The following is a 20,753-nucleotide window of genomic DNA, read 5'->3' on the forward strand; positions in this document are numbered from 1 at the left end:
CTCATTATAAATGCGTTCAAGATTACTCGAACCACATTTATAATTTATAATTCACAATTTATAATTAGCGCGTAGCGCTAGCGGCCCGCGTACTGCTTCTGGTTGTAGTCTTGGTACGCGCCGCTCGTTACGCTGTTCAGCCACTCTTCGTTGGCGAGGTACCAGTCCACGGTCTGGGCCAGGCCCTGTTCGAAGGTCACGGAGGGCTTCCAGCCCAGCTCGTTCATGATTTTGCTGCTGTCGATGGCATAGCGCATGTCGTGGCCGGCGCGGTCGGTCACAAACTTGATAAGCTTGCGCGAGGTGCCCACCTCCTGGCCGGTTTTCTCGTCTACCACGTCGCAGAGCAGCTCGATGAGCTTGAGGTTCTGCCACTCGTTCACGCCACCGATGTTGTAGGTTTCGCCGTTTTTGCCGTTGTGGAACACCGCGTCGATGGCCGTGGCGTGGTCTTTCACGAAAAGCCAGTCGCGCACGTTTTCGCCTTTGCCGTACACGGGCACCGGCTGGCCGGTGCGCAGGCGGTGGATAGCCAGCGGAATCAGCTTCTCGGGGAAGTGGTTGGGGCCGTAGTTGTTCGAGCAGTTGCTCAGCTTGATGGGCAGGCCGTAGGTGTGGTGCCAGGCGCGCACAAAGTGGTCGGAGCTGGCTTTCGAAGCCGAGTAGGGCGAGCGGGGGTCGTAAGAAGTTTCCTCCGTGAACATCTCGGGGCCGAAATCCAGCGAGCCGTACACTTCGTCGGTGCTCACGTGGTAGAATACGTGTCCGTCGTAGCCGCCGGGCTGCCACAGGTTGCGGGCCGCGTTCAGCAGATTCACCGTGCCGATGACGTTGGTTTTCACGAAAGCCATCGGGTCCGTAATGCTGCGGTCGACGTGCGATTCGGCCGCGAGGTGAATCACAGAATCGGGCTCCTCGTTGGCAAACAGCTGGTCGATAAACGACTGGTCAGAAATATCGCCCTTAATGAAGCGGTAGTTTCCAGCCTTCTCAATATCGCGCAGGTTTTCCAGGTTGCCGGCGTAGGTCAGCGCGTCGAGGTTGATAATCTGGTGCTCGGGATATTTCGTAACGAAGAGCCGAACTACGTGAGAGCCAATGAAGCCGGCGCCGCCAGTGATGAGGATTTTCATGTTTTCAGATGTGAAAATGTAGTTGATGTGAGAATATGAAAATGATGGCGCTGGCTATTTATTCAGCACATTTCCACATTTTCCCATTTCCCATATTTATTTCAGGGTTTGCTGCCACTTCCAGGAGCTGGCTAGCGAATCAACCAGGGAAGTTTCGGTTTTAAAGCCCAGCACCTGCGCGGCCTTGGTGGCATCGGCGTAGATGGCGGGCACATCGCCGGGGCGACGCGGGCCGATGCTGTAGTTGAGCTTCTGGCCGCTGGCCTTTTCGAAGGCCTGCACCACTTCGAGTACCGAATTGCCGTGCCCGGTACCCACGTTGAATGTTTCGACAGACTCGCTGGCTTTGCGGTCCAGCAGGCGCTGCACGGCCACGATGTGCGCTTTGGCTAAATCCACCACGTGGATGTAGTCGCGTACGTTGGTGCCATCGGGCGTTTCGTAGTCGCTGCCATTGATGGTCAGCTTCTCGCGGATGCCGGCCGCCGTTTGGGTGATGTATGGTACCAGGTTGTTCGGTACGCCCAAGGGCAATTCGCCGATTTTAGCCGATTCGTGCGCCCCGATGGGGTTGAAGTAGCGCAGCAAAATGGTGCGCAGCTTGTTGGTCGGGGCCGCCGAAACATCGTGCACGATTTCCTCACACATCTGCTTGGTGCGGCCGTAGGGCGACGAGGCCGGCTTGGTGGGCGTAGCCTCGGTCACAGGCAGCGCATCGGGAATGCCATACACGGTGCACGACGACGAGAACACCAGGTTTTCGACGCCAAAATCGGGCATTACTGCCAGCAGGGTAAGCAACGACCCCACGTTATTCTGGAAGTAAGCCAACGGCTTAGCCACCGACTCGCCTACGGCTTTGTAAGCCGCGAAATGAATCACGCCTTTGATATCCTTCTCGGCCTCAAACACGCCGCGTAGCGCAGCTTCATTGCCGCAGTCGATGCGGTAAGTCGGCACCTTAACGCCCAGAATTGACTCGATACCGGCCAAAGCTGACTCTTCCGAGTTGCTGAAATTATCCACAATAACCGGTTGGTAGCCAGCCTGCTGGAGCGCCACCACCGTATGGGAGCCAATATAGCCGGCTCCGCCGGTAACAAGAATCTTTTTCATGGTTGGTGCTTAGTTGTTGGTGCTTGGTGCTTGGTTTTTAATCAGTGCTTGCAAAAGCCGCCAAGCCGTGAACAGCCAAGCACCAAGCACCAACAACCACGCACTAGTTTACAGGCTCCAGTATTGCAGGTCCTTCATTTTACCCCGGAACAGGCCTTTGATGTCGACCAGCACGGCGTTGTCGGAGGTGATGGACTGGAAGTAGGCCTCGTCTTTGGCGGCGTAGGGCGCGTGGCTCACGGCCACAATCACGGCATCGTAGTCGGTGCGCACGTCGTCGTTGTGGGTCAGGCGGAAGCCGTACTCGTGGTGCAGCTCGTCGGAGTCGGCGTGCGGGTCCACGATGTCGACGTTGACCGAGAAGTTTTTCAGCTCCTGGATTACGTCGGCTACTTTCGAATTGCGGATATCTTCCACGTTCTCCTTGAAGGTGGCACCCATCACCAGCACGCGGCTTTTGGCTACGTCCTTGCCTTTCTTAATCATCATCTGCACCGTTTTGCGGGCGATGTAGGCTCCCATATTGTCGTTGGTGGTGCGGCCCGACAGAATAACTTTGGCGTCGTAGCCCAGCTCCTTCGCCTTGTACGTCAGGTAGTACGGGTCCACGCCAATGCAGTGGCCGCCCACCAGGCCGGGCGAGAATTTCAGGAAATTCCACTTGGTGCCCGCGGCTTCCAGCACCTCGTAGGTGTTGATGTTCATGCGGTCGAAAATCATCGACAGCTCGTTCATCAGCGCGATGTTGACGTCGCGCTGGGTGTTTTCGATGATTTTGGCGGCCTCGGCCACGCGGATGCTGCTGGCGCGGTGCACGCCGGCATCGACCACCAGCTCGTACACTTTGGCCACGGTATCGAGGGCTTCCTCGTCGTTGCCGGACACCACTTTCACGATGCGGCGCAACGTGTGCTCCTTATCGCCGGGGTTGATGCGCTCGGGCGAGTAGCCCACTTTAAAATCAGTCGGGAATTTCAGGCCCGAGAGGCGCTCCATTACCGGAATGCAGTCCTCCTCGGTGCAGCCGGGGTATACAGTGCTCTCAAACACCACGTAGTCGCCCTTTTTCAGCACTTTACCCACCGAGCCCGAGGCCCCCAGCAGGGGCTTGAGGTCGGGCTGCGCGTGCTCATCAATGGGCGTGGGCACGGCCACGATGTAGAATTGCGCCTGGCGCAGCACCTCCAGCGAATCGGTGAAGGTGATGTCGCAGCCTTCGAAATCCTTCTTTTCCAGCTCACCGCTCGGGTCAATGCCTTCTTTCATCTGGGCCACGCGGCCGGCGTTGATGTCGAAGCCAATCACCTTGAGTTGCTTGGCAAATTCGAGGGCAATAGGAAGGCCTACGTAACCGAGGCCGATAACGGCCAGCGTGGCCTCTTTGCGCAATAGTTGGTCGTACACTGCTAAAATTATGAGTTATGAATTATGAATTATGAATTCCCCCTGGGCCGTTTGGCGGTGGTTGTTACCACGGGCCGCACCGATTGCTCGTCGGTGCTCAGCTCATATTTTTCGGCACTTTCGGGGCAGGTGGCGTGCCCTTGCTGGTCGAAGTTGAGGCGGTGGCCGTAGGCACTCATCCAGCCTTGTGGGCGGGCGGGCGTGCCGTATACGAGGGCATACGCCGGAACGTCGTGCGTGACTACGCTGCCTGCGCCCACGAAGGCGTAGCGGCCCAGCCGCGTGCCACACACGATGGTGGCGTTGGCCCCAATCGTGACGCCCTGCTCCAGGTAAGTGGTCTGGTACTGGCCGGGGCCTTTGCGGGGCACGGCGCTGCGCGGGTTTTTCACGTTGGTGAATACCACGGAGGGGCCCAGGAATACGTCGTCCTCGCAAACTACGCCACCGTAGAGGCTCACGTTGTTCTGCACCTTCACGTTGCGGCCCAGGGTCACGCCATCGGCCACAAACACGTTCTGACCCAGGTTGCAATCTTCGCCGATATCGGCCCCGGCGCAAACGTGGCTAAAGTGCCAGATGCGGCTACCCCGGCCTATCTGGCACCCCTCGTCGAGGATGGCCGTGGGATGGGCGTAATAATCGGGGGTAGTATGGGGCATTCGGGGCGGTCGGGCGGTTCAGCCCGCAAAGGTAAGGAGAAGGGCGGGGTTAGCTTCGTACTTTTGGGTAATTCCCTTATTGTCCTTGTATTATGGCTCAGCCCGCCTTCCAAACCGAACCCACCAGCTACGTTTCGCCCGAAGAATACCTGCGCCTGGAGCGCGAGGCGGAATTTAAACACGAATATTTTCAGGGTGAAATCCGCGCTATGGCCGGAGCGGGTTACATGCACAATTTGATTTGCATGAATCTTGGCGGCGAAATACGCAGCCAGCTACGCGGCAAAGGCTGCTCGGTGGTGGGCAGCGACCAGCGCCTGCAAATCATGAGCGGCAGCGCCTTCGTGTACCCCGACCTGACGGTGGTGTGCGGCAAGCCGGAATTCAACGAAGAAAAAAAGCCCGACACCCTGCTGAACCCCACGCTGCTGGTCGAAGTGCTTTCGCCCACCACCAGCCAGTACGACCGCAGCGAGAAGTTCATGCTCTACCGCCAGGTGCCCAGCCTGCGCCAATACATCACGCTGGATGCCCAGGCCATCCACGCCGAGCTACATACGCTGGACGACTTGGGCCGCTGGGTCCTCACCGAAACCCGCGACCTGAGCGCCGTACTGGATTTGAGCAGCATCAGCTGCCAGGTGCCGCTGGCCGAGGTATATGCGGGGGTGCCTTTTTAAAGCTTCACGCACACGTTCTGCGCCTCGGTGAAAAACCGCAGGGCCTCCAAGCCGCCCTCGCGGCCGACGCCGGAGTTTTTCATGCCGCCGAAGGGCGTGCGCAGGTCGCGGTGCAGCCAGGTGTTTATCCAGACGATGCCGCTGTGTAGCTGGTGGGCCACGCGGTGGGCGCGCTGCAAATCACGGGTCCAGATGGTAGCCGAGAGGCCGTAGTCGGTGCTGTTGGCCATTAGCAGGGCTTCCTCATCGGTATCGAAGGGCGTGAGGGTGACCACGGGGCCGAATATTTCCTCCTGGTTGGTGCGGCAGTCGAAGGGCAGGTTTTCGAACACAGTGGGCTCCAGAAAGTAGCCGCCCTCGCAGCGGCCGGGCACGGTGACGCGGTGGCCGCCGGCGAGGAGCGTGCCGCCTTCTTCGTGGGCCAGCTTGATGTAGGCCAGCACTTTGTGCAGGTGGGCTTCGCTCACCAGCGCCCCTTGTTTGGTATCGGCTTCAAGCGGGTCACCTATTTTCTGGTCCTGCAGCTGCTTGAGAAACTCGGTTTTGAAGGCCTCGTAAATGGGGCGCTCGATGAAGATGCGGGAGCCACACAGGCAAATCTGGCCCTGGTTGGCGAAGCTGCTGCGGATGCTGGTGGCCACGGCTGCGGCCAGGTCGCAATCGGCGAAGATGATGTTCGGATTTTTGCCGCCCAACTCCAGGCTGAGCTTTTTGAACATGGGCGCGGCCGTGCGGGCCAGGTGCCGCCCGGTGGCCGTGCCGCCCGTGAAGCTGATGGCCTTGATGCTCGGATGCTCCACAATGGCCTGCCCGCAGTTGGGGCCGTTGCCGTGGATGATGTTGAGCACGCCCGCCGGCAGGCCGGCTTCAATGCACAGTTCACTCAATAAAAAAGCCGTGGCCGGGGTAATTTCCGAGGGCTTGGCCACCACGCAGCAGCCCACGGCCAGGGCCGGCGCAATCTTCCAGGTGAAGAGGTAGAGCGGCAGGTTCCAGGGCGAGATGCAGCCCACCACGCCCACGGGGTGGCGCACGGTGTAGTTCACGGCCACGCCTTCCTGCACGTGGGCCTCGGTGGCGAAGTGGCCGGCGGCGGTGCCGAAAAAATGGAAATTGGAGGCGGCGCGGGGGATGTCCATCACGCGGGCCAGGCTAAGGGGCTTGCCGTTGTCCTGGCTTTCGGCGCGGGCCAGGTGGTCGAGGCTGGCATCGATGAGGTCGGCGATTTTTACCAGCAGGCGGCCCCGGTCTTCGGCGGGCAGCGCGCGCCAAGCGGGCAAAGCGGCTTCGGCGGCGGCTACGGCGGCAGCCACGTCCTCCGGGCCGGAGTCGGGAATCTGGCCGTAGACCTGGCCGGTGGCGGGGTCTACGTTATCGAGGTAGCGGCCGGCCTGCGGCGGCACGAGCTGGCCGTTGAGGTAATTCTGGATGCGGAGCATAATGATTCGGCCGTAAACGCAAGCTCGCGTTGAGATTTCAACGGAGCTAACAAAGCAGCGTGATTTGCTACCCTGGCTGGTAGCCGAGGGATAAGTCAGGAACGATTTTCGGAGGCGCTGGCCGACTGATAAGGTGCCACTCCTTACGCCAGGCCGTGAGGCGGTACAGCTTTACCAGGCCAACCACAATGGCCAGTGCAAACAAGCTGGCCACGAAACGCGGTTCAAACACCAGGACGGAATATTTTCTCAACTCCAGGTATCGCAACACCGATTCGAGGTTCAGGAAATAAGCCACCGAAACGATAATATAAAGAATGTAATCGCTCCGCAGGAAACCGTAGGCCGCTAAAAAGAGCACGGCCGCGTGCCAGTAGCGCTCGTGCATCTGGGTATTAAAGAACGCGAACAGAAGCGGAATCAGCCCGATGCTGAGCAGGACCTGCGCGAAGTCGTCCTGAGAGTAGACAGCGGCCATGGCCGGCGCTGTGCGCTGCTGGCGCAGGTTACGCACCGTGAGCAGCAACAGCGGCAGCAATGCCAGCGCCGACGCCACAAAGAACATCAAAAGCCCCCAGGCCCGGTACGTGATTCCGGCAAACAGCTGAGAATCAAGAGCCGTCAGCGGGTCGGGGGTCGGAGCCAGAATGTGCCAGATGTTGAAGGCATTCATGGATAGGTACGGAAAGAAATTCGCCGCGCCCAAGTTAATTTCCATAATGCGCGGCAGGTAGTTCTCTTCGCCACCCCAAATGAAGGGAGCCAGAATTAAGGTCATCAGTGCCGCCCCGGCCACAAGGGCCACTGCCAGCTGCCGCGGCCGGTGCCACCACAGCGGGGCCCACAGCAGCAGCAGCGGTGGCAGGAAAATCATGGCCTGGGGCTTGGCGGCCAGCGAAAGCACGAAAAGCAGCATGCTGGCCACGGCTCGCTGCCGCACGGCCAGCACAACGGCCCCAAAAGCAAAAAACGTGTAGACGGCATCTACCTGAATCCACACCAGCGTGTCGTAGAGGTAGCCGATGTTGAGCAACAGCAACAGTACCAAGCCAAAGCGCCGGTCGCGCTCGCGCACCAGCGAAGCCGCCCAGAAGGCCCCCGCAAAGTCGAACACCAGAGTAAACGCCTTGAGCCAGTGCCGGTAGTAGATGAACTTATCGACATCGCCCAACGCCCACCCAAAAAACCATAAAATGTAGTGGTACAAGGGATTATAGGAGTTACTGGGCGTTTTATACACATTGCCCAGCCCCTGGTAAAAAATATCTTTGCCCCAGGCCACCCAAAAGCTCATGTCGCTGTCGTGGCCCGCGCGGGGCACCAGCAGCAGCAGCAGCGAGAAAAGCAGAATAGTATAGGCCGCCTGCCGACGAAATGAAAGAGTACCCATTGGTGTCAGAAAAACAGGTGCCCGAACAAGCCGGGCATTAAAATACTGCGGTTAGCGAGTGAGTAACGGTTGGGCCGGCGTGCTTTCGAGGGCGGCGGGCGTTTGGTTCGATTCGGCAATGATGTAGAGCGGGCGCTGGCGCACGTTGGCACTGAGGCGAGCCATGTACTCGCCGATGACCCCCACGGCAATGAGCTGCACCCCGCCCAGAAACAGGATGCTCATCATGAGCGAAGCCCAGCCGGGCTCGTAGTCGTGCCGCACCAGGCGGGCATACAGGGTGTAAAGCATGAGCAAAAACGCCACGCCCGATACCGTGAAGCCCATTACCGTGGCCGCCTTCAGCGGCGCGTCGGAGAAGCTGGTGATGCCGTCGAGGGCAAAGCTGAGCATCTTGCGGTAGGTGTAGCCCGTTTCGCCCCCGGCACGCTCGGCCCGGTCGTATTCCACGAAGGTTTGGCGGAAGCCTACCCAGGCAATCTGCCCCCGCAGGAACTTGTGCTGCTCGGGCATCTGGCGCAGGGTGAGCACAATGCGGCGCGAAATGATGCGAAAGTCGCCGGTATCGACGGGAATGGAAACCCGCGTGATTCGCGCCAAAATTCGATAAAAGAGCTTCGCGGTCAGCTTCTTGGCGTAGCTCTCGCCCTGGCGCGAGCGGCGCTTGGCATACACTACGTCGTAGCCCTGCTGCAGCTTGGCGTACAGGTCCACGATGAGCTCGGGCGGGTCCTGCAGGTCGGCGTCGATGATGGAAATGGCTTCGCCCCGCGCGTGGTCGAGCCCGGCCGAAACGGCAATCTGGTGGCCGAAATTGCGGCTGAAATCGAAGTAGCGCACCCGCTCGTCCTGCTCGGCCAAGGCTTTCAGCATGGTGAGCGACTGGTCGTGCGAGCCATCGTTGACAAAAATCAACTCGTAGCCGCCGGGCAGGCTCATGCCGTCGAGCACGCCTTGCAGGCGGCGGTACAGCTCGGCTATGTTGGACTCTTCGTTGTAAATGGGAATAATGACGGATAAGTCCATGCGGGCAAGTTATTGAATAGCAATGGTTCCAAAGCGCAGCCGATACCTATCCGGCGCTTTCCGCCGCATCATAGCTGCCGGGCGGGGCCGCTGATGCGCAAAAGTATGGTTTCGCCCCGAAAAGCCCACTCGCGCCCTCAGGGCGTGAGCGGGTAGGTGTTTTTGATTAGGCGACGATGGCTACCGGTGCCAACGTAGTAATAGACATCGGTATTGAGCGGCCGAATAAGCAGGTCATCGGCCAGCAGGTCCCGGTTTTGGTAGATGACTTCGATGCGTACGACCTCCGGCGTTACCCGGAACGGCACGATTATCCGCACCCAGTTGCCCAGCACCTCGGTGGCTTTGCGCCCGTCGACCACGGTTGTGGTGGCTTCGCCTTTGGCGTTGTAGGCCTTCACCTGCATGTTGCCGTAGCCATAGTCCGACTTCCCGTTCATCCACACCGAGGCTTCGTAGCGGCCGGTATCGGCGGGGGCCGGCACGGGGCCATCATACAGCGTCGAGAAGCCGTCGGCGGCCTGATAATAAGCTCCCGCCCCGAGCCGCCCCCGCCGGTCGGGCGCCTGGTCGAACGACTGCACCAGCACTCCGGCCGGGGTAGTAGCTCGCAGCCCCCCGGCGCGCACCGGCAGCGTGGGCAGCAGCGAATCGGCGAGGATGCGCGCGCGGGGCAGGGCCGTGGCCGCCAGGGCCGCAATCGGCAGCTCGTAGAGCGAAGCCTCGGGCGTTTCCACCAGCAGATGGCCCAGCTTGATGAGGCGCTGCTCGGCTTCGGTATAATAGTCGGGGGTGACGAGCAGCAGAATGGGCTTATCGTTGGGAAAATGGGCCAGTAGCTCTTTAGGAACCATGTCGCTGCTGAACAGCTGAATATGCTGCATGGCCTGGCCCACCGAAGCCCGCGACACGTATGTGGCTAGCAGGGGCAGGCCGGTGATGGCCGCCGCCTTATCGCCCTGGTAAATAGAGTTGCTGCTACCGCTCAGGTCAAACTTGTCGGTGCCCATGTTGTAGTACGGCACCGGCAGAATGGCCTGAAAATCGGAAAGCTGACGCCCCACCCACGACAGCCGGGAGACCACGCCAGTGGAGGGGTCCAGAAAGGTGCTGGCCCCGGTGCCCACCGTCACCTGCTCGGCCTTGGTGGATACCTGCAGCCAGGCCTCGGTGGCCCAGAACAGCAGCAGCGGCAGTCCCACCCACGCCAGGGCGGGTACGCGCTGGCGGCGCAGGTAGCGCCACATGCGGTACAGGCAGTAGGCCGTGTAGGTAGTGGCTACGTAGTAAAAAGGCCAAGCAAAGCGGCCCAGCGAGCGGAACTGCTTCACGGGTCCCGCATGGTCCGTCACCCACGCGAACCACTCCCACTTAAACGGCATGCCGAAGGCCAGCAGCAGTAGCAGGCTGGCCGCCCACAGCCCCGTCCGCAGGTGCAGCGGCAGGGCCGGCCGCCACAGCCGCTGCCACTGGCGGCGGCGCACCACGGCCACCAGGCCCAGCACCACCGACACCGCCAGAGTGAGCGTACTCACCAGCCCGACATAGGCAAACCCTTCATCGTTGTACTCGTCGCTCGGCCAGTGCGCCTGCCACCAGTCGTGCAGCGGCCCCAGCACGGGCGTAAATACCGATTGGGTGTTCGAGATGTACACCGTTAGCCCGTAGGGATTGGGGGGGCGGTCGGCGACGTGGTCGGTGGCCCAGATGTAGCCCCGGAACAGCAGCAGCGGCAGCAGTGCCGCCAGCACCATGCGCCCCAGCCAGGGCCGCATACGGGGCTGCTGCCAGGCCAGCACCGCAATGTGGCCCATCAGAAAAAAGCAGCCGCAGGCCAGAAAGTACAGCATCATGCCGCCCATCAGCAGGGTACCCACCCCAAACAGCACGTACCAGCGCCACTGCCGCGGGGCCTCCTGCATGCGGATGATGCAGTACCAGAGCAGGGGCACGAAGCAGGCGTAGCTGAGCGAAATGTGGCCGTCGAGCCGCAGAATCTGCGGCGACATGAAGCCGATTAGCAGGGCCATCACCGCCGCGTAGAGCACCGGCAGCCGCGTGCGGCGCAGAATGGCGTACATCACCACCGGCGTGAAGGCGACCGAAACCAGGGGCAGCAGGTTGGTTATGGCCACCGTGTAGCGGCCCGTGGGCACCCCGTGCCGCTGCAAAAACGCCATAATGGCCGCCAGCAGGGGCTGGAGGTTGGGGTAGTTGAAATGCTCGCCGTAGGGATAGTTCATGCCCGTGAAGCGGTTGCCCACATCGTGCATGGTGTAGAAAGCCGTGGCGAAATAGCTTTGCAGCGCATCGCCGCCATCTTTGAAAAAGTAGTCGTTCGGGTTGACCAGTATCGGCCAGAACAGCACGGCCGTTAGCAGGGCAGCCACCAGGGCCACCCCGGCCATACCCAGCCGGTGCGCGTTGCGGAAAGTTGGACTCATACGGAAAGGAATACGTGGCCGGTAGACCGTCTGGAAACAGCAAAGAATACCTGGCACTTTTCAGCCCGCTTTCAAATGCGGCTTGAACACTCGGTATTTACACGCTTCAAAACTACAGCCCAATCCCCGAGCGCGCATTATTCATGCGGGTTGCGCTTCTACTTTTGCCCAGCGGCGGGCAGCGCGAGCAATGACTTCGGGCGCATCCTCCAACTACCAGCTCTGCATCGCCTCCTGCCCCTCCCCTGCATTTGCCATGGCGCTGAATTCTGTAACCCGAGCTATTATCCTCATCGCCCTGCTGGGAGCCGGCACCCTGGCCCCCGGCCGTGCCCAGGGCCCGGTGCGCTACGCCGACTGGCGCCTAGAGTGGGCCGAGGAATTCAATACCCCCATCGACACCGCCAAGCTGGCCGAGCGGTGGCGCTTCTACTACCCTTGGGGCCACGTCATCAACCCATCGTTTGAGGCGGGCTACTACACCGGCGAGGGCCTGCATACCGGCGATGGCCTGCTCAACATGACCATGCGCGAGCTGGCCGAGCCGCGGCCTTACCGGGGCAAAAACATGCGCTACGATACCCCCATGCTCATGAGCCGGCACCCCGCCGATTCGCTCCTGCCCTACAACTGCCACGCCGGCGAGGGCTTCAGCTACGGTCTGTTTGAGGTGCGGCTGCGACAGCCACTGCACCGGGAGTCATTTCCCGCGTTCTGGCTCTTTGGGGGGGTGCCCGATGAGATTGATATCTTCGAAGCCGCCGCCGACAACTTCAGCAACAATTTTCATCTGGCGGCGAACGAGTACTGGCGGCCGACAAGGCGAACATCGATGGACTGCCAGTGCGAATACTACAACGTGGACCCCTCCGGCAACCTGCACGACCAGTTTCATACCTACGGCATGAGCTGGATGCCCGACGGGGTTATTTTCTATTACGACGGCATCCCCATTCGCCACGAAACCCGGTACATTCCAACCGGTTGCGGCATGGCCGTTATCCTGAATCTGGGCGTGGTGGACTGGGCCCGGCATGCCACCGATACCATGGCCGTGGACTACATCCGCATTTACCGGCCCCGCCGGCTGCCGCCCGTGCCCGTGGTGCAGCGCCCGGGGGCCGAGTACCCGCACAACGAACAGGACTGGATGCCGGCCGAAACGCAGCCCGGTCGGGCCGACCAGGCCACCCGCCAGGACTGGCTCCTGGCCCCGGCCCGCCGCGCCCCGCAGCAGCTCACGCTGCAGCTCACGGACAACTACAATCCAACCTGCGATTTGCACATGTCGCTGCCCGTGGCCGGCCGCTGGGCCCCCACCTGGACGCAAACCTATGGCACCCCCGAGCTGCGCGTGCGTATTCCCGCGTCCGACTCGCTGCATTGGACGGTGCGTGATGCCTTTGGGCAATTTGTTGGCAGTGGCACCAGCCCGGGCGGCGGCACGTGGCGGCCCAGCCTGGCGGCGCTCCCGCCCGGGGCCTACGCCCTGCACCTGCGCCAGGGCGCGGCAGTTACCGTGCAGCCCCTCAACATCATCGGCCGGGCCGTCCATTCGGCACCCGATAGTGTGTGGCAGAAGCCGGCCATAGTCCCACTGGACGCCGAATGAGCAGCCCCGCCAGTGCCGGGGGCGCGGGTCGGCTGCACCCTTTTTTCGACGGTCCGCAACCCGGCAGCTGGTGGTAGTTGCCAAATTCACAATTCCTTATTCCCTCGTATTTATTTGGGCGGGCTGCTAATTCTCGTTCGCATAAGAACAAGGAGAGTGGGTTGAATGCCGTAGTTTTGCCCCATTATTCTCCATCCACTTCAATACAATGAGAAAAAATATTCTCAATTCGCTGGTCGTACTGGCCGGTACCAGTCTGCTGTTGGTTTCCTGCTCCAAAGACGAAGACAAGGTGAAGGGCACCCTGGTAACCCACAACGATTTTGAAGCGGTACTGGGCTGGGGCGGCACGGCCGACGTCAGCGTAAATACCGAAAAGGCGCATTCGGGCAAATATTCGATAAAAGTTGGGCCCCAAAACGAGTATGCCTATACCTACTCGCAGACCCTGGGCCAGATGAGCCCGACGAAAATAAAGGAGCTGACCCTCTCGGCTTGGGTATGGTCGCCTAATGCACAAGCGTCCAGCACCCTGGTGGTTTCCATCAACCACTCTACCACGGTAAATACTGCGGTGTTCTACGGTGGCATTGACCTGAGCAAGGAAGTGACCAAGTACAAGACTTGGCAGCACGTATCGAAGACCTTTACCCTGCCCGATTCGGTGCAGTCGACCAACCACCTGAAATGCTACCTGTGGCGGGCCGGCAACAGCGAAGCGGTCTACGTTGATGATATGACCCTGAGCGTTGGCGAATAAACTTCCCCAAATAATCGGCCGGCTGGCCGCAGCGGGGCTCCTGAGCTTCGTTGCGGCCTGCTCCGGGTCTGACGCCGGCCATTGGGTGGGCGACTACGTGACGGACAACGACTTTGAGGCCATGCGCGGCTGGCTGCCCGATGCCTCCAGCCTCACCCGCGACCACGCGCACTCCGGGCAGTTTGCCACCTACGTGGGCCCCGAGCGCGAATACGGCCTGACCTTCGACCTGCCCCTGCGCGATGCCAGCGTGCACACGCTGAAGGGCGTGGCCGTGGAGGCCTGGGTTTATCTGCCCACGCCGGAGTCTGCCGCTTCGCTCGAAGTGCAGGTACCCCTGGCTGGCCCCGACAGCCGCATGGGCTTTGCGGGCAGCATCAAGCTGGCCGACCAGGTAAAGGAAACCGCGAAGTGGACCCGCGTGCGGCAGGAATTTGCCTTTCCGGCGGGTCTGCCCGGCGATGCGCACCTGCGCATTTTCCTGTGGCGCAATGCTACCCAGGCAACGGCTTACCTTGACGACTTGCGGGTGAAGGCCCTGGAGTAATTGCTGCCGGGCCGGCGCGTTGCGCGGGCCACATCCTTTCTGCTGATGCGTTTTCTTCCGACTTTGGGGGCCGTGGGCCCATTCCGGCGCGCCTGGCTGTGGCAGGCGGGACTCTACCTCAGCTTCTGGGCCGAGCTGCGCCTGTTCACGGACCTGCGCCTGAACTATGGCCCGTTTCTGAACCCGGTGCTGTTCTACCTGTCCTCGGTGCTCATGTGCGTATTCGCGGGCCTCTACTGGCTCGACCGCCCTGTGGCTCCCGCCGACGCGGAGCGCACCAGCCGCCGCTTTCCGCTGGCCTGGATTGGGCTGCTGCTCGGTGCCGTGCAGGTGCTATACGTGCAGGCCCCGATTATCGCGACGCAGGCCATCGACGTGCGCTCGTCCGACATCATCCCCATTCTCCAGGCCGACGTGAGCCGGTTTCGCGCGGGCGAGGTGGTGTACCGCTACATCACTACCCTGCCGTACCCGCTGTTTCCGAACCACTTGCCGCTCCAGTGGCTGCCCTACGTGCCCGCCGACCAGCTGGGCATCGACTACCGCTGGTGGGCGCTGGGCATTTTGCTGTTGGTGGGTTTTGGCGCTTACCAGGCCACGCTGGCGCGGCAGCCCCTCAGCCTGGTCAATTTCCTGCTGAAGGTGGCCCTGCCGGCCTACGTGCTCTACCGCCTCATTTCCCGCGACGGACAGCTGTACGCGCACCCCGTCGAGCCCACCATCATTGCCTACTACTGCATTCTGGCGGCCAGTGTGCTGAGCCGGTCGGCGCTGTTGCAGGGGGCGGCCCTGGTGCTGTGCCTGTTGTCGCGCTACTCGGTGGTGTTCTGGGTGCCGTTTTACCTGTGGGTGCTGTGGCGTGAAGAGGGCCGCCGCCACGCCCTGCTGGTGGCCGGGCTGGTGCTGGCCGGCATTGTGGGCATCTACGTGGTGCCCTTCCTGAGCAAAGACTGGACGATTTTCACCCACGCGCTGAGCGAATACCGCATCTCGACCCTCGGCGAGTGGGGCCGCACCGACGGGGCCGGGGGCCTGCCGCCGCAGCTGTTCGGCGGCGTGGGCCTGGCCGCGTGGTTCTTCACCTACGGCCCCGAGGATTTGAATGCCCGCATCAGTCTTATTCAGGCAGCCGATGCCCTGCTTTCAATAGGAGCAGTACTGCTGGCAGCCGGGGTGTACTACTACTTCCGCCACCGCTTCGACTACCGCATTTTCGCCCTCATCGCGCTAAAGTTTTACCTGGCCACGTTCTACGCTTTTATCCAGACGCCCTACGCCTACCTGGAGTCGCTGGGCCTGTTCATCTCCGTATTTGTGGTGATGATGACCGGGGCCGGGCTGGCCACCACCACGCCCCGGGCCGATAAGCGCGCCCCGGCGGTCCTGCCGCCGCTGGTGCCGGCCACCGCAGCGTAGCGCCGCCGGGCCGGGCCCGCCGGTCTGACCGCCCTAGGCGGTCTGACCGGTTGAAGCACCCCCGATTTCGCTTCAACAACAACCGGTCAGACCGCCTAGGGCGGTCGGACCGGGGCATACGCTCACTTCTGCCCTTTTATTGCGCCCCGCGCTAGGGCGGGGTAAGCCCGGCAGCCTACTGACCCAGCAGGCCGTATTTAAGGATGCAGTAGATGGCCCGAAACCCGTCGCGCCAGCCAATTTTTTTGCCCTCGGCGTAGGTGCGACCGTAGTAGCTGATGCCGACTTCGTAAATGCGGGCATCCTTCACGCGGGCCACTTTAGCGGTTACCTCGGGCTCGAAGCCGAACCGATTTTCGACCAGGACCAGGCCCTGAATGATGTCGCGCCGAAACATCTTGTAGCAGGTTTCCATGTCGGTCAGGTTCAGGTCGGTCATCATGTTCGACATGAAGGTGAGCATCTTGTTGCCGATGCTGTGCCAGAAGAACAGGATGCGGTGCGGGTTGCCGCCCATAAACCGGGAGCCGAACACCACATCGGCAAAGCCCTTCAGTACCGGCCTTATCAATAGGTTATACTCTTCGGGGTCGTACTCCAGGTCGGCATCCTGAATAATGACGTAGTCGCCGGTGGCCTCGCGGATGCCCGTGTGCAGGGCCGCGCCTTTGCCCTTGTTCACGGGATGCTCCAGCAGGCGCAGGCCCATTTCGGGGTAGCGCGCCGCGTAGGCCCGGATGGTATCGGCCGACCCGTCGGTCGAGCAGTCGTTGACGAGGATAATTTCCTTCCCAATGTTATTCACCAGCTTCAGCTCGCGCAGCAAATCCAGAATCTGATGGATAGTACGGGCCTCGTTGTATACTGGAATGACGATGGATAGAGTGTCGAATTTTACCACAGGAAAGGGGTTGGACGCAGCCGGAAAGCAGCAAAGGTAAACGCTTCGCTTAATGAGGAATGAAGGCCGGGGAAGGAAGACCTGGAAAAGGGCTCCGGAAACCGCAGCCCCTCCGTCTTACAGTTATGCCGCAGGGGCTACAGCGCGCCCGTGCGGCCGCCATCCACGGGCACGCTGGTACCGTTGATGTAGCCGGCGGCGGGCGAGGCCAGGAACGCCACGGCGGCGGCCACTTCCTCGGCCAGACCGAAGCGACGGGCCGGAATGGTCTTCAGCATGTCGGCTTCGATGGCTTCGGCCGACTGGCCGGTTTGGGCCACCTTCTTCTCGATGAGGGAGGTGTGGCGCTGGGTGAGCGTGGCCCCGGGCAGCACGTTGTTGACGGTAATGCCGGCCGGCCCCAGCTCGTTGGCCAGCGTTTTGGCCCAGCTGGCCACTGCCCCGCGAATGGTGTTGCTCACGCCCAGGCCCGGCAGCGGAATTTTCACCGAAGTGCTGATAATGTTGATAATGCGCCCGAAACCTGCCGCCCGCATCCCCGGCACCACGGCCTGCGCCAATAGATGGTTGCACACAATATGTTGGCTGAAGGCCGCCTGCAACGCCTCTACCGGGGCATCGATGAGCGGGCCACCGGCTGGGCCGCCGGTGTTGTTCACCAGAATGTCGAAGCCGGCTCCGGCTTCTTTCAGGTACGCGTGCACCGTGGCAGCCAGGGCCTCGGGATTGGTAAAATCGGCCACCAGGAAGTTATGTGCCTGCCCGGCCGGCGTGGGCAGGGCGGCAGCCACTTCGCGCAGGCGGGCCGCGTCGCGGGCCAGCAGCGTGACGGTGGCTCCCTGGCTGGCCAGGGTTTCGGCAATGGCCCGGCCAATGCCTTGGGTAGAGCCGCCCACCAGGGCACGGCGGGAAGAGAGCGGAAAATTCATACGCGCAAAAACAGAAGTTGACAGGATTGGGGAGCAGCCCGTTGGGACCGGGCCGGGCCGGGGACGAACTTGGCTGTAAAAGTGCGAAATTGCCCCTTAATTCCTGCCCGAAGGCAATGCAAGGACCCCGCCGATACGCCGGCGCGGCATTGCCGGTGCCTGCCGGGCAGCCCGCCGCTGCTTCATGTTTGCTTCCCTATCTGTATTAACGCCCGAGGTGCCCGTTGAGAATGGCCCCGTCGGGCTTTCTTTTGGCCAATGCCTGGCCCGAACTCTGGCCTGGTGTGCCCTGCTGAGCGTGGCCGCCGTGGTGGTGGGCCGGGTTTGGCCGGCGGCGGGCGCGCTCACCCAGGCCACGTTCAGCCGGTGGGACGTCGAGCATTACCGCTACATCCGGGACTACGGCTATGATGTGCAGCGGACGGCTTTCTTCCCGCTGTTTCCCTTTTTGTGGCGGTGGCTGGCGGTGCCGCCCATTGCCATGGGCCTGATTAACCTGGGCATTTTTGCCCTCAGCTTTGCCTGGCTGGCGTGGCAGCTGGCATGGTCGGGGCGGCAGCAGGCCTTGTTGCTGGCAGTGCCGTCGCTCGTTTTTATGGCTCTGCCGTATAGCGAGGCCGTTTTTTTTCTTAGCGGGGCGCTGGTATTGGTGGGGCTGCGGCGCAACATGTTGGGCCTGTATTTCCTGGGGCTGCTGCTGAGCTGCGTGAGCCGCTCGGCGGCATTTGTGCTGCTGCCCGCCGTGCTGGCCACCGAGTGGCTGGCCCCCGAAAGCCGCGACCGGGGCCCGGGCCGCACGATGGCCGCAGCGGCGGCTACGCTGCTGGGGCTGGGCATCAGCGTGGGGGTGCACTATTGGTACACCGGGCGCTGGTTTGTATTTTTCGCGGCGCAGCGCCTGTGGAACAACCAGTTGCGTTGGCCGTCGCTGCCCTTATCCAACTGGGGCGGGTCGTTTCCTACGCGCTACGAGGCGCCGGCCCTGCTCATTGGGCTGGCCTGTGCGGCTGGCCTGGTGGGGCTGATGTACCGGCACTGGCGGCGGCCCCTGCCGGCGGCCGACCGACCCGCCGTGTTTTCGCTGGCCTACGTGGCGGGCATCACGCTCATCACCCTGGCTACCAAGGGCGGCGAGCTGGTGAGCCTGAGCCGCTACGTGTACGCAACGCCTTATTTCCTGCTGCTGCTGGCTGATTTCACCGGCCGGCCGCGCCTGTCTACCCGGCAGCTGCTGGCGCTATTTGGCCTGATGGAGCTGACCTGGCTGGGCCTGTTTGCGGCCTATGGCCACATCCGGACCTTGCTGGGCTTCACGCTGGTGAGTGGCGGCGTGCTGCTGTGGCTGGCCAATGCCCACTGCCACCCGCGCGTGCGGCGCTATGCGCTGCTGCCCACCGTAGCGGGCGGCGCGGCGCTGCTGTTGGTTTTATTATTTCGTTTCTTACGTCACGAATGGGTGGCGTAGCCCCACCTGCCCGTGCGTTGCTCCTCTCCCTCACTTTTTAGCCGCCCCCATGCCCGTCGCCCGCCCCTTCAACATCCAGCAGTGGATTGATGAACACCGCCATTTGCTGAAGCCCCCGGTGGGCAACCAACAGGTTTTCAAAGACAACCAGGATTTCATCGTGATGGTGGTGGGTGGTCCCAACGCCCGCAAAGACTACCACGTAGACGCCGGCGAGGAGCTGTTCTGGCAAATGGAAGGCACGATGACCGTCAAAATAATTGAGGACGGAAAGCCGGTCGATATCACCATTGGCCCCGGCGAGATGTTTCTGCTGCCGCCCAACGTGCCCCACTCGCCGCGCCGCCCGGCCGGCACCGTGGGCCTGGTGCTGGAGCGCTACCGCACCGCCGGCGAGCTCGACGGCTTCCAGTGGTACTGCGAAAACTGCGGCAACAAGCTATATGAGGAATTTGCCGAAATCACCGACATCGTGACCCAGCTGCCGCCCATCATGAATGCCTTTTGGGCGAATGAGGACCTGCGCACCTGCAAGGTGTGCGGCACTTACATGGAGGCGCCCGCGCCGGTAGTGCCCGCCGCCGAATAATTGCCGACCGTCATGCTGAGCGCAGTCGAAGCAGCTCTACTGTGTTAGTAATTAATTATTTACTGATGCGGTAGAGATGCTTCGGCTGCGCTCAGCATGACGGTCTTTTTCCCCACCCCCCTCGCCCGCCCCGCCGTGTTGCCCCACCCTCTCAGCATCGACATCCATACCCACATTCTGCCCGAGCGCTGGCCCGACCTGCACGAGCGGTATGGCTACGGCGGCTTCATCCGGCTCGACCACCACAAGCCCTGCTGTGCCCGCATGATGCAGGACGACAAGTTCTTCCGCGAAGTGCAGGACAACTGCTGGGACCCGCAGGTGCGGATGCGCGAGTACGACCAGTTTGGCGTGCAGGTGCAGGTGCTGAGCACGGTGCCCGTGATGTTCAGCTACTGGGCCAAGCCGCTGGACTGCCTCGACCTCAGCCAGCTGCTGAACGACCATATTGCCGGGGTAGTGGCCCGCTACCCCACCCGCTTCGTGGGCCTGGGCACCATCCCGATGCAGGCCCCCGACCTGGCCATCCGGGAGCTGGAGCGCTGCATGAAAATCGGGCTGGCCGGCGTGCAGATTGGCTCGCACGTGAACGACTGGAACCTCGACGCGCCGGAATTATTCGAAATCTTCGCCGCCGCCGAGGAGCTGGGGGCCTGCGTATTTGTACACCCCTGGGACATGATGGCCCAGCAGAAAATGCCCAAATACTGGCTGCCCTGGCTGGTGGGCATGCCCGCCGAAAGTACGCTGGCGCTCTGCTCCCTCATCTTTGGCGGGGTGCTGGAGCGCCTGCCCAACCTGCGCGTGGCCGTGGCCCACGGCGGGGGTTCCTTCGCCAGCACCATCGGGCGCATCGAGCACGGCTGGCAGGTCCGGCCCGACCTGTGCGCCATCGACAATCCGCACAACCCGCGCCGGTACCTCGGCAAGTTCTGGGTCGATTCGCTGGTGCACGACCCGCTCATGCTGGACTACCTGGTGAAAACCCTGGGAGCCGATAAAATCACGCTCGGCACCGACTACCCGTTTCCGCTGGGCGAGCTGGAGCCGGGCCAGCTCATCAAGTCCATGCCTTTTTCGGCCGACATTAAAGCCCGGATGCTGGGCCAGAACGCGCTGGACTGGCTGGGGCTGACGGCCGGGCAGTTTGGGCACCCCTCTCATCCGTTGTCTGCCGCGCGGTAAACGGCTGCCCCCGCCACAAAGGGCGTTGTTGAGCGGGAATACTAACGCCGGGCTC

Annotated in this window: 18 protein-coding genes; 8 read left to right on the top strand and 10 right to left on the bottom strand. The window is 61.9% G+C overall.

All coding sequences use genetic code 11. The annotated features are described in order from the left end of the window. Positions 1-77: 77 nt before the first annotated feature. From rfbB to HBN54_RS02510, 4 genes are all read right to left on the bottom strand, one after another. The gene (rfbB, locus tag HBN54_RS02495; protein WP_168671551.1) at positions 78-1,133 is read right to left on the bottom strand and encodes a dTDP-glucose 4,6-dehydratase; all 1,056 of its coding nucleotides are present in this window, start codon (positions 1,131-1,133) and stop codon (positions 78-80) included. 96 nt (positions 1,134-1,229) lie between these two features. Then, positions 1,230-2,249 (bottom strand): UDP-glucose 4-epimerase GalE, encoded by a 1,020-nt coding sequence (gene galE / locus HBN54_RS02500; RefSeq protein WP_168671552.1) that lies wholly within the window; start codon positions 2,247-2,249, stop codon positions 1,230-1,232. 108 nt (positions 2,250-2,357) lie between these two features. Continuing rightward, positions 2,358-3,653, bottom strand: coding sequence for a nucleotide sugar dehydrogenase (locus HBN54_RS02505; RefSeq protein WP_168671553.1), 1,296 nt, complete (start codon positions 3,651-3,653; stop codon positions 2,358-2,360). A 29-nt stretch (positions 3,654-3,682) separates the two neighbouring features. Beyond that, positions 3,683-4,315, bottom strand: coding sequence for an acyltransferase (locus HBN54_RS02510; RefSeq protein WP_168671554.1), 633 nt, complete (start codon positions 4,313-4,315; stop codon positions 3,683-3,685). Positions 4,316-4,407: 92 nt separating this feature from the next. On the opposite strand from HBN54_RS02510, the gene HBN54_RS02515 reads away from it, so the two are divergent. After that, a complete protein-coding gene (locus HBN54_RS02515; protein ID WP_168671555.1) occupies positions 4,408-4,995 on the top strand; it encodes a Uma2 family endonuclease in 588 nt (195 codons plus the stop codon). On the opposite strand, the gene HBN54_RS02520 is transcribed toward HBN54_RS02515, so the two are convergent. From HBN54_RS02520 to HBN54_RS02535, 4 genes are all read right to left on the bottom strand, one after another. Then, complete coding sequence (locus HBN54_RS02520) at positions 4,992-6,434, bottom strand: aldehyde dehydrogenase (protein ID WP_168671556.1); 1,443 nt, start codon at positions 6,432-6,434, stop codon at positions 4,992-4,994. The two genes, HBN54_RS02515 and HBN54_RS02520, sit on opposite strands and share 4 nt — an antisense overlap. A 67-nt stretch (positions 6,435-6,501) precedes the next feature. Beyond that, on the bottom strand, positions 6,502-7,824 hold the full coding sequence (locus HBN54_RS02525) for a hypothetical protein (protein ID WP_168671557.1): 1,323 nt from the start codon (positions 7,822-7,824) through the stop codon (positions 6,502-6,504). 51 nt (positions 7,825-7,875) lie between these two features. Then, positions 7,876-8,850 (bottom strand): glycosyltransferase family 2 protein, encoded by a 975-nt coding sequence (locus tag HBN54_RS02530; RefSeq protein ID WP_168671558.1) that lies wholly within the window; start codon positions 8,848-8,850, stop codon positions 7,876-7,878. Between the two features lie 137 nt (positions 8,851-8,987). Continuing rightward, complete coding sequence (locus HBN54_RS02535; protein WP_168671559.1) at positions 8,988-11,294, bottom strand: hypothetical protein; 2,307 nt, start codon at positions 11,292-11,294, stop codon at positions 8,988-8,990. Between the two features lie 256 nt (positions 11,295-11,550). Here HBN54_RS02535 and HBN54_RS02540 point away from each other — a divergent pair, with 256 nt between their 5' ends. From HBN54_RS02540 to HBN54_RS02555, 4 genes are all read left to right on the top strand, one after another. Further along, positions 11,551-12,906 (top strand): glycoside hydrolase family 16 protein, encoded by a 1,356-nt coding sequence (locus HBN54_RS02540; RefSeq protein ID WP_168671560.1) that lies wholly within the window; start codon positions 11,551-11,553, stop codon positions 12,904-12,906. A 208-nt stretch (positions 12,907-13,114) separates the two neighbouring features. Then, on the top strand, positions 13,115-13,666 hold the full coding sequence (locus tag HBN54_RS02545; RefSeq protein ID WP_168671561.1) for a carbohydrate binding domain-containing protein: 552 nt from the start codon (positions 13,115-13,117) through the stop codon (positions 13,664-13,666). Next, on the top strand, positions 13,656-14,213 hold the full coding sequence (locus tag HBN54_RS02550; RefSeq protein WP_168671562.1) for a hypothetical protein: 558 nt from the start codon (positions 13,656-13,658) through the stop codon (positions 14,211-14,213). Before HBN54_RS02545 ends, HBN54_RS02550 begins: the two co-directional genes overlap by 11 nt. A 45-nt stretch (positions 14,214-14,258) precedes the next feature. Beyond that, positions 14,259-15,629, top strand: a complete 1,371-nt coding sequence (locus HBN54_RS02555; RefSeq protein ID WP_168671563.1) for a hypothetical protein — start codon at positions 14,259-14,261, stop codon at positions 15,627-15,629. 175 nt (positions 15,630-15,804) lie between these two features. Here HBN54_RS02555 and HBN54_RS02560 read toward each other — a convergent pair whose 3' ends face one another. Further along, positions 15,805-16,530 (bottom strand): glycosyltransferase family 2 protein, encoded by a 726-nt coding sequence (locus HBN54_RS02560; RefSeq protein ID WP_168671564.1) that lies wholly within the window; start codon positions 16,528-16,530, stop codon positions 15,805-15,807. A gap of 137 nt (positions 16,531-16,667) precedes the next feature. Continuing rightward, the gene (locus HBN54_RS02565; RefSeq protein ID WP_168671565.1) at positions 16,668-17,459 is read right to left on the bottom strand and encodes an SDR family oxidoreductase; all 792 of its coding nucleotides are present in this window, start codon (positions 17,457-17,459) and stop codon (positions 16,668-16,670) included. 184 nt (positions 17,460-17,643) lie between these two features. Between HBN54_RS02565 and HBN54_RS02570 the strand changes: the two genes are divergently transcribed. The 3 genes from HBN54_RS02570 (at position 17,644) to HBN54_RS02580 (ending at position 20,698) form a co-directional block, all read left to right on the top strand. After that, on the top strand, positions 17,644-18,924 hold the full coding sequence (locus tag HBN54_RS02570) for a hypothetical protein (protein WP_168671566.1): 1,281 nt from the start codon (positions 17,644-17,646) through the stop codon (positions 18,922-18,924). A gap of 49 nt (positions 18,925-18,973) precedes the next feature. Further along, complete coding sequence (locus HBN54_RS02575; RefSeq protein ID WP_168671567.1) at positions 18,974-19,513, top strand: 3-hydroxyanthranilate 3,4-dioxygenase; 540 nt, start codon at positions 18,974-18,976, stop codon at positions 19,511-19,513. 135 nt (positions 19,514-19,648) lie between these two features. Continuing rightward, the gene (locus tag HBN54_RS02580; RefSeq protein WP_317170158.1) at positions 19,649-20,698 is read left to right on the top strand and encodes an amidohydrolase family protein; all 1,050 of its coding nucleotides are present in this window, start codon (positions 19,649-19,651) and stop codon (positions 20,696-20,698) included. Positions 20,699-20,753 lie beyond the last annotated feature (55 nt).

The organism is Hymenobacter artigasi (assembly GCF_012275535.1).
Lineage (GTDB): Bacteria > Bacteroidota > Bacteroidia > Cytophagales > Hymenobacteraceae > Hymenobacter > Hymenobacter artigasi.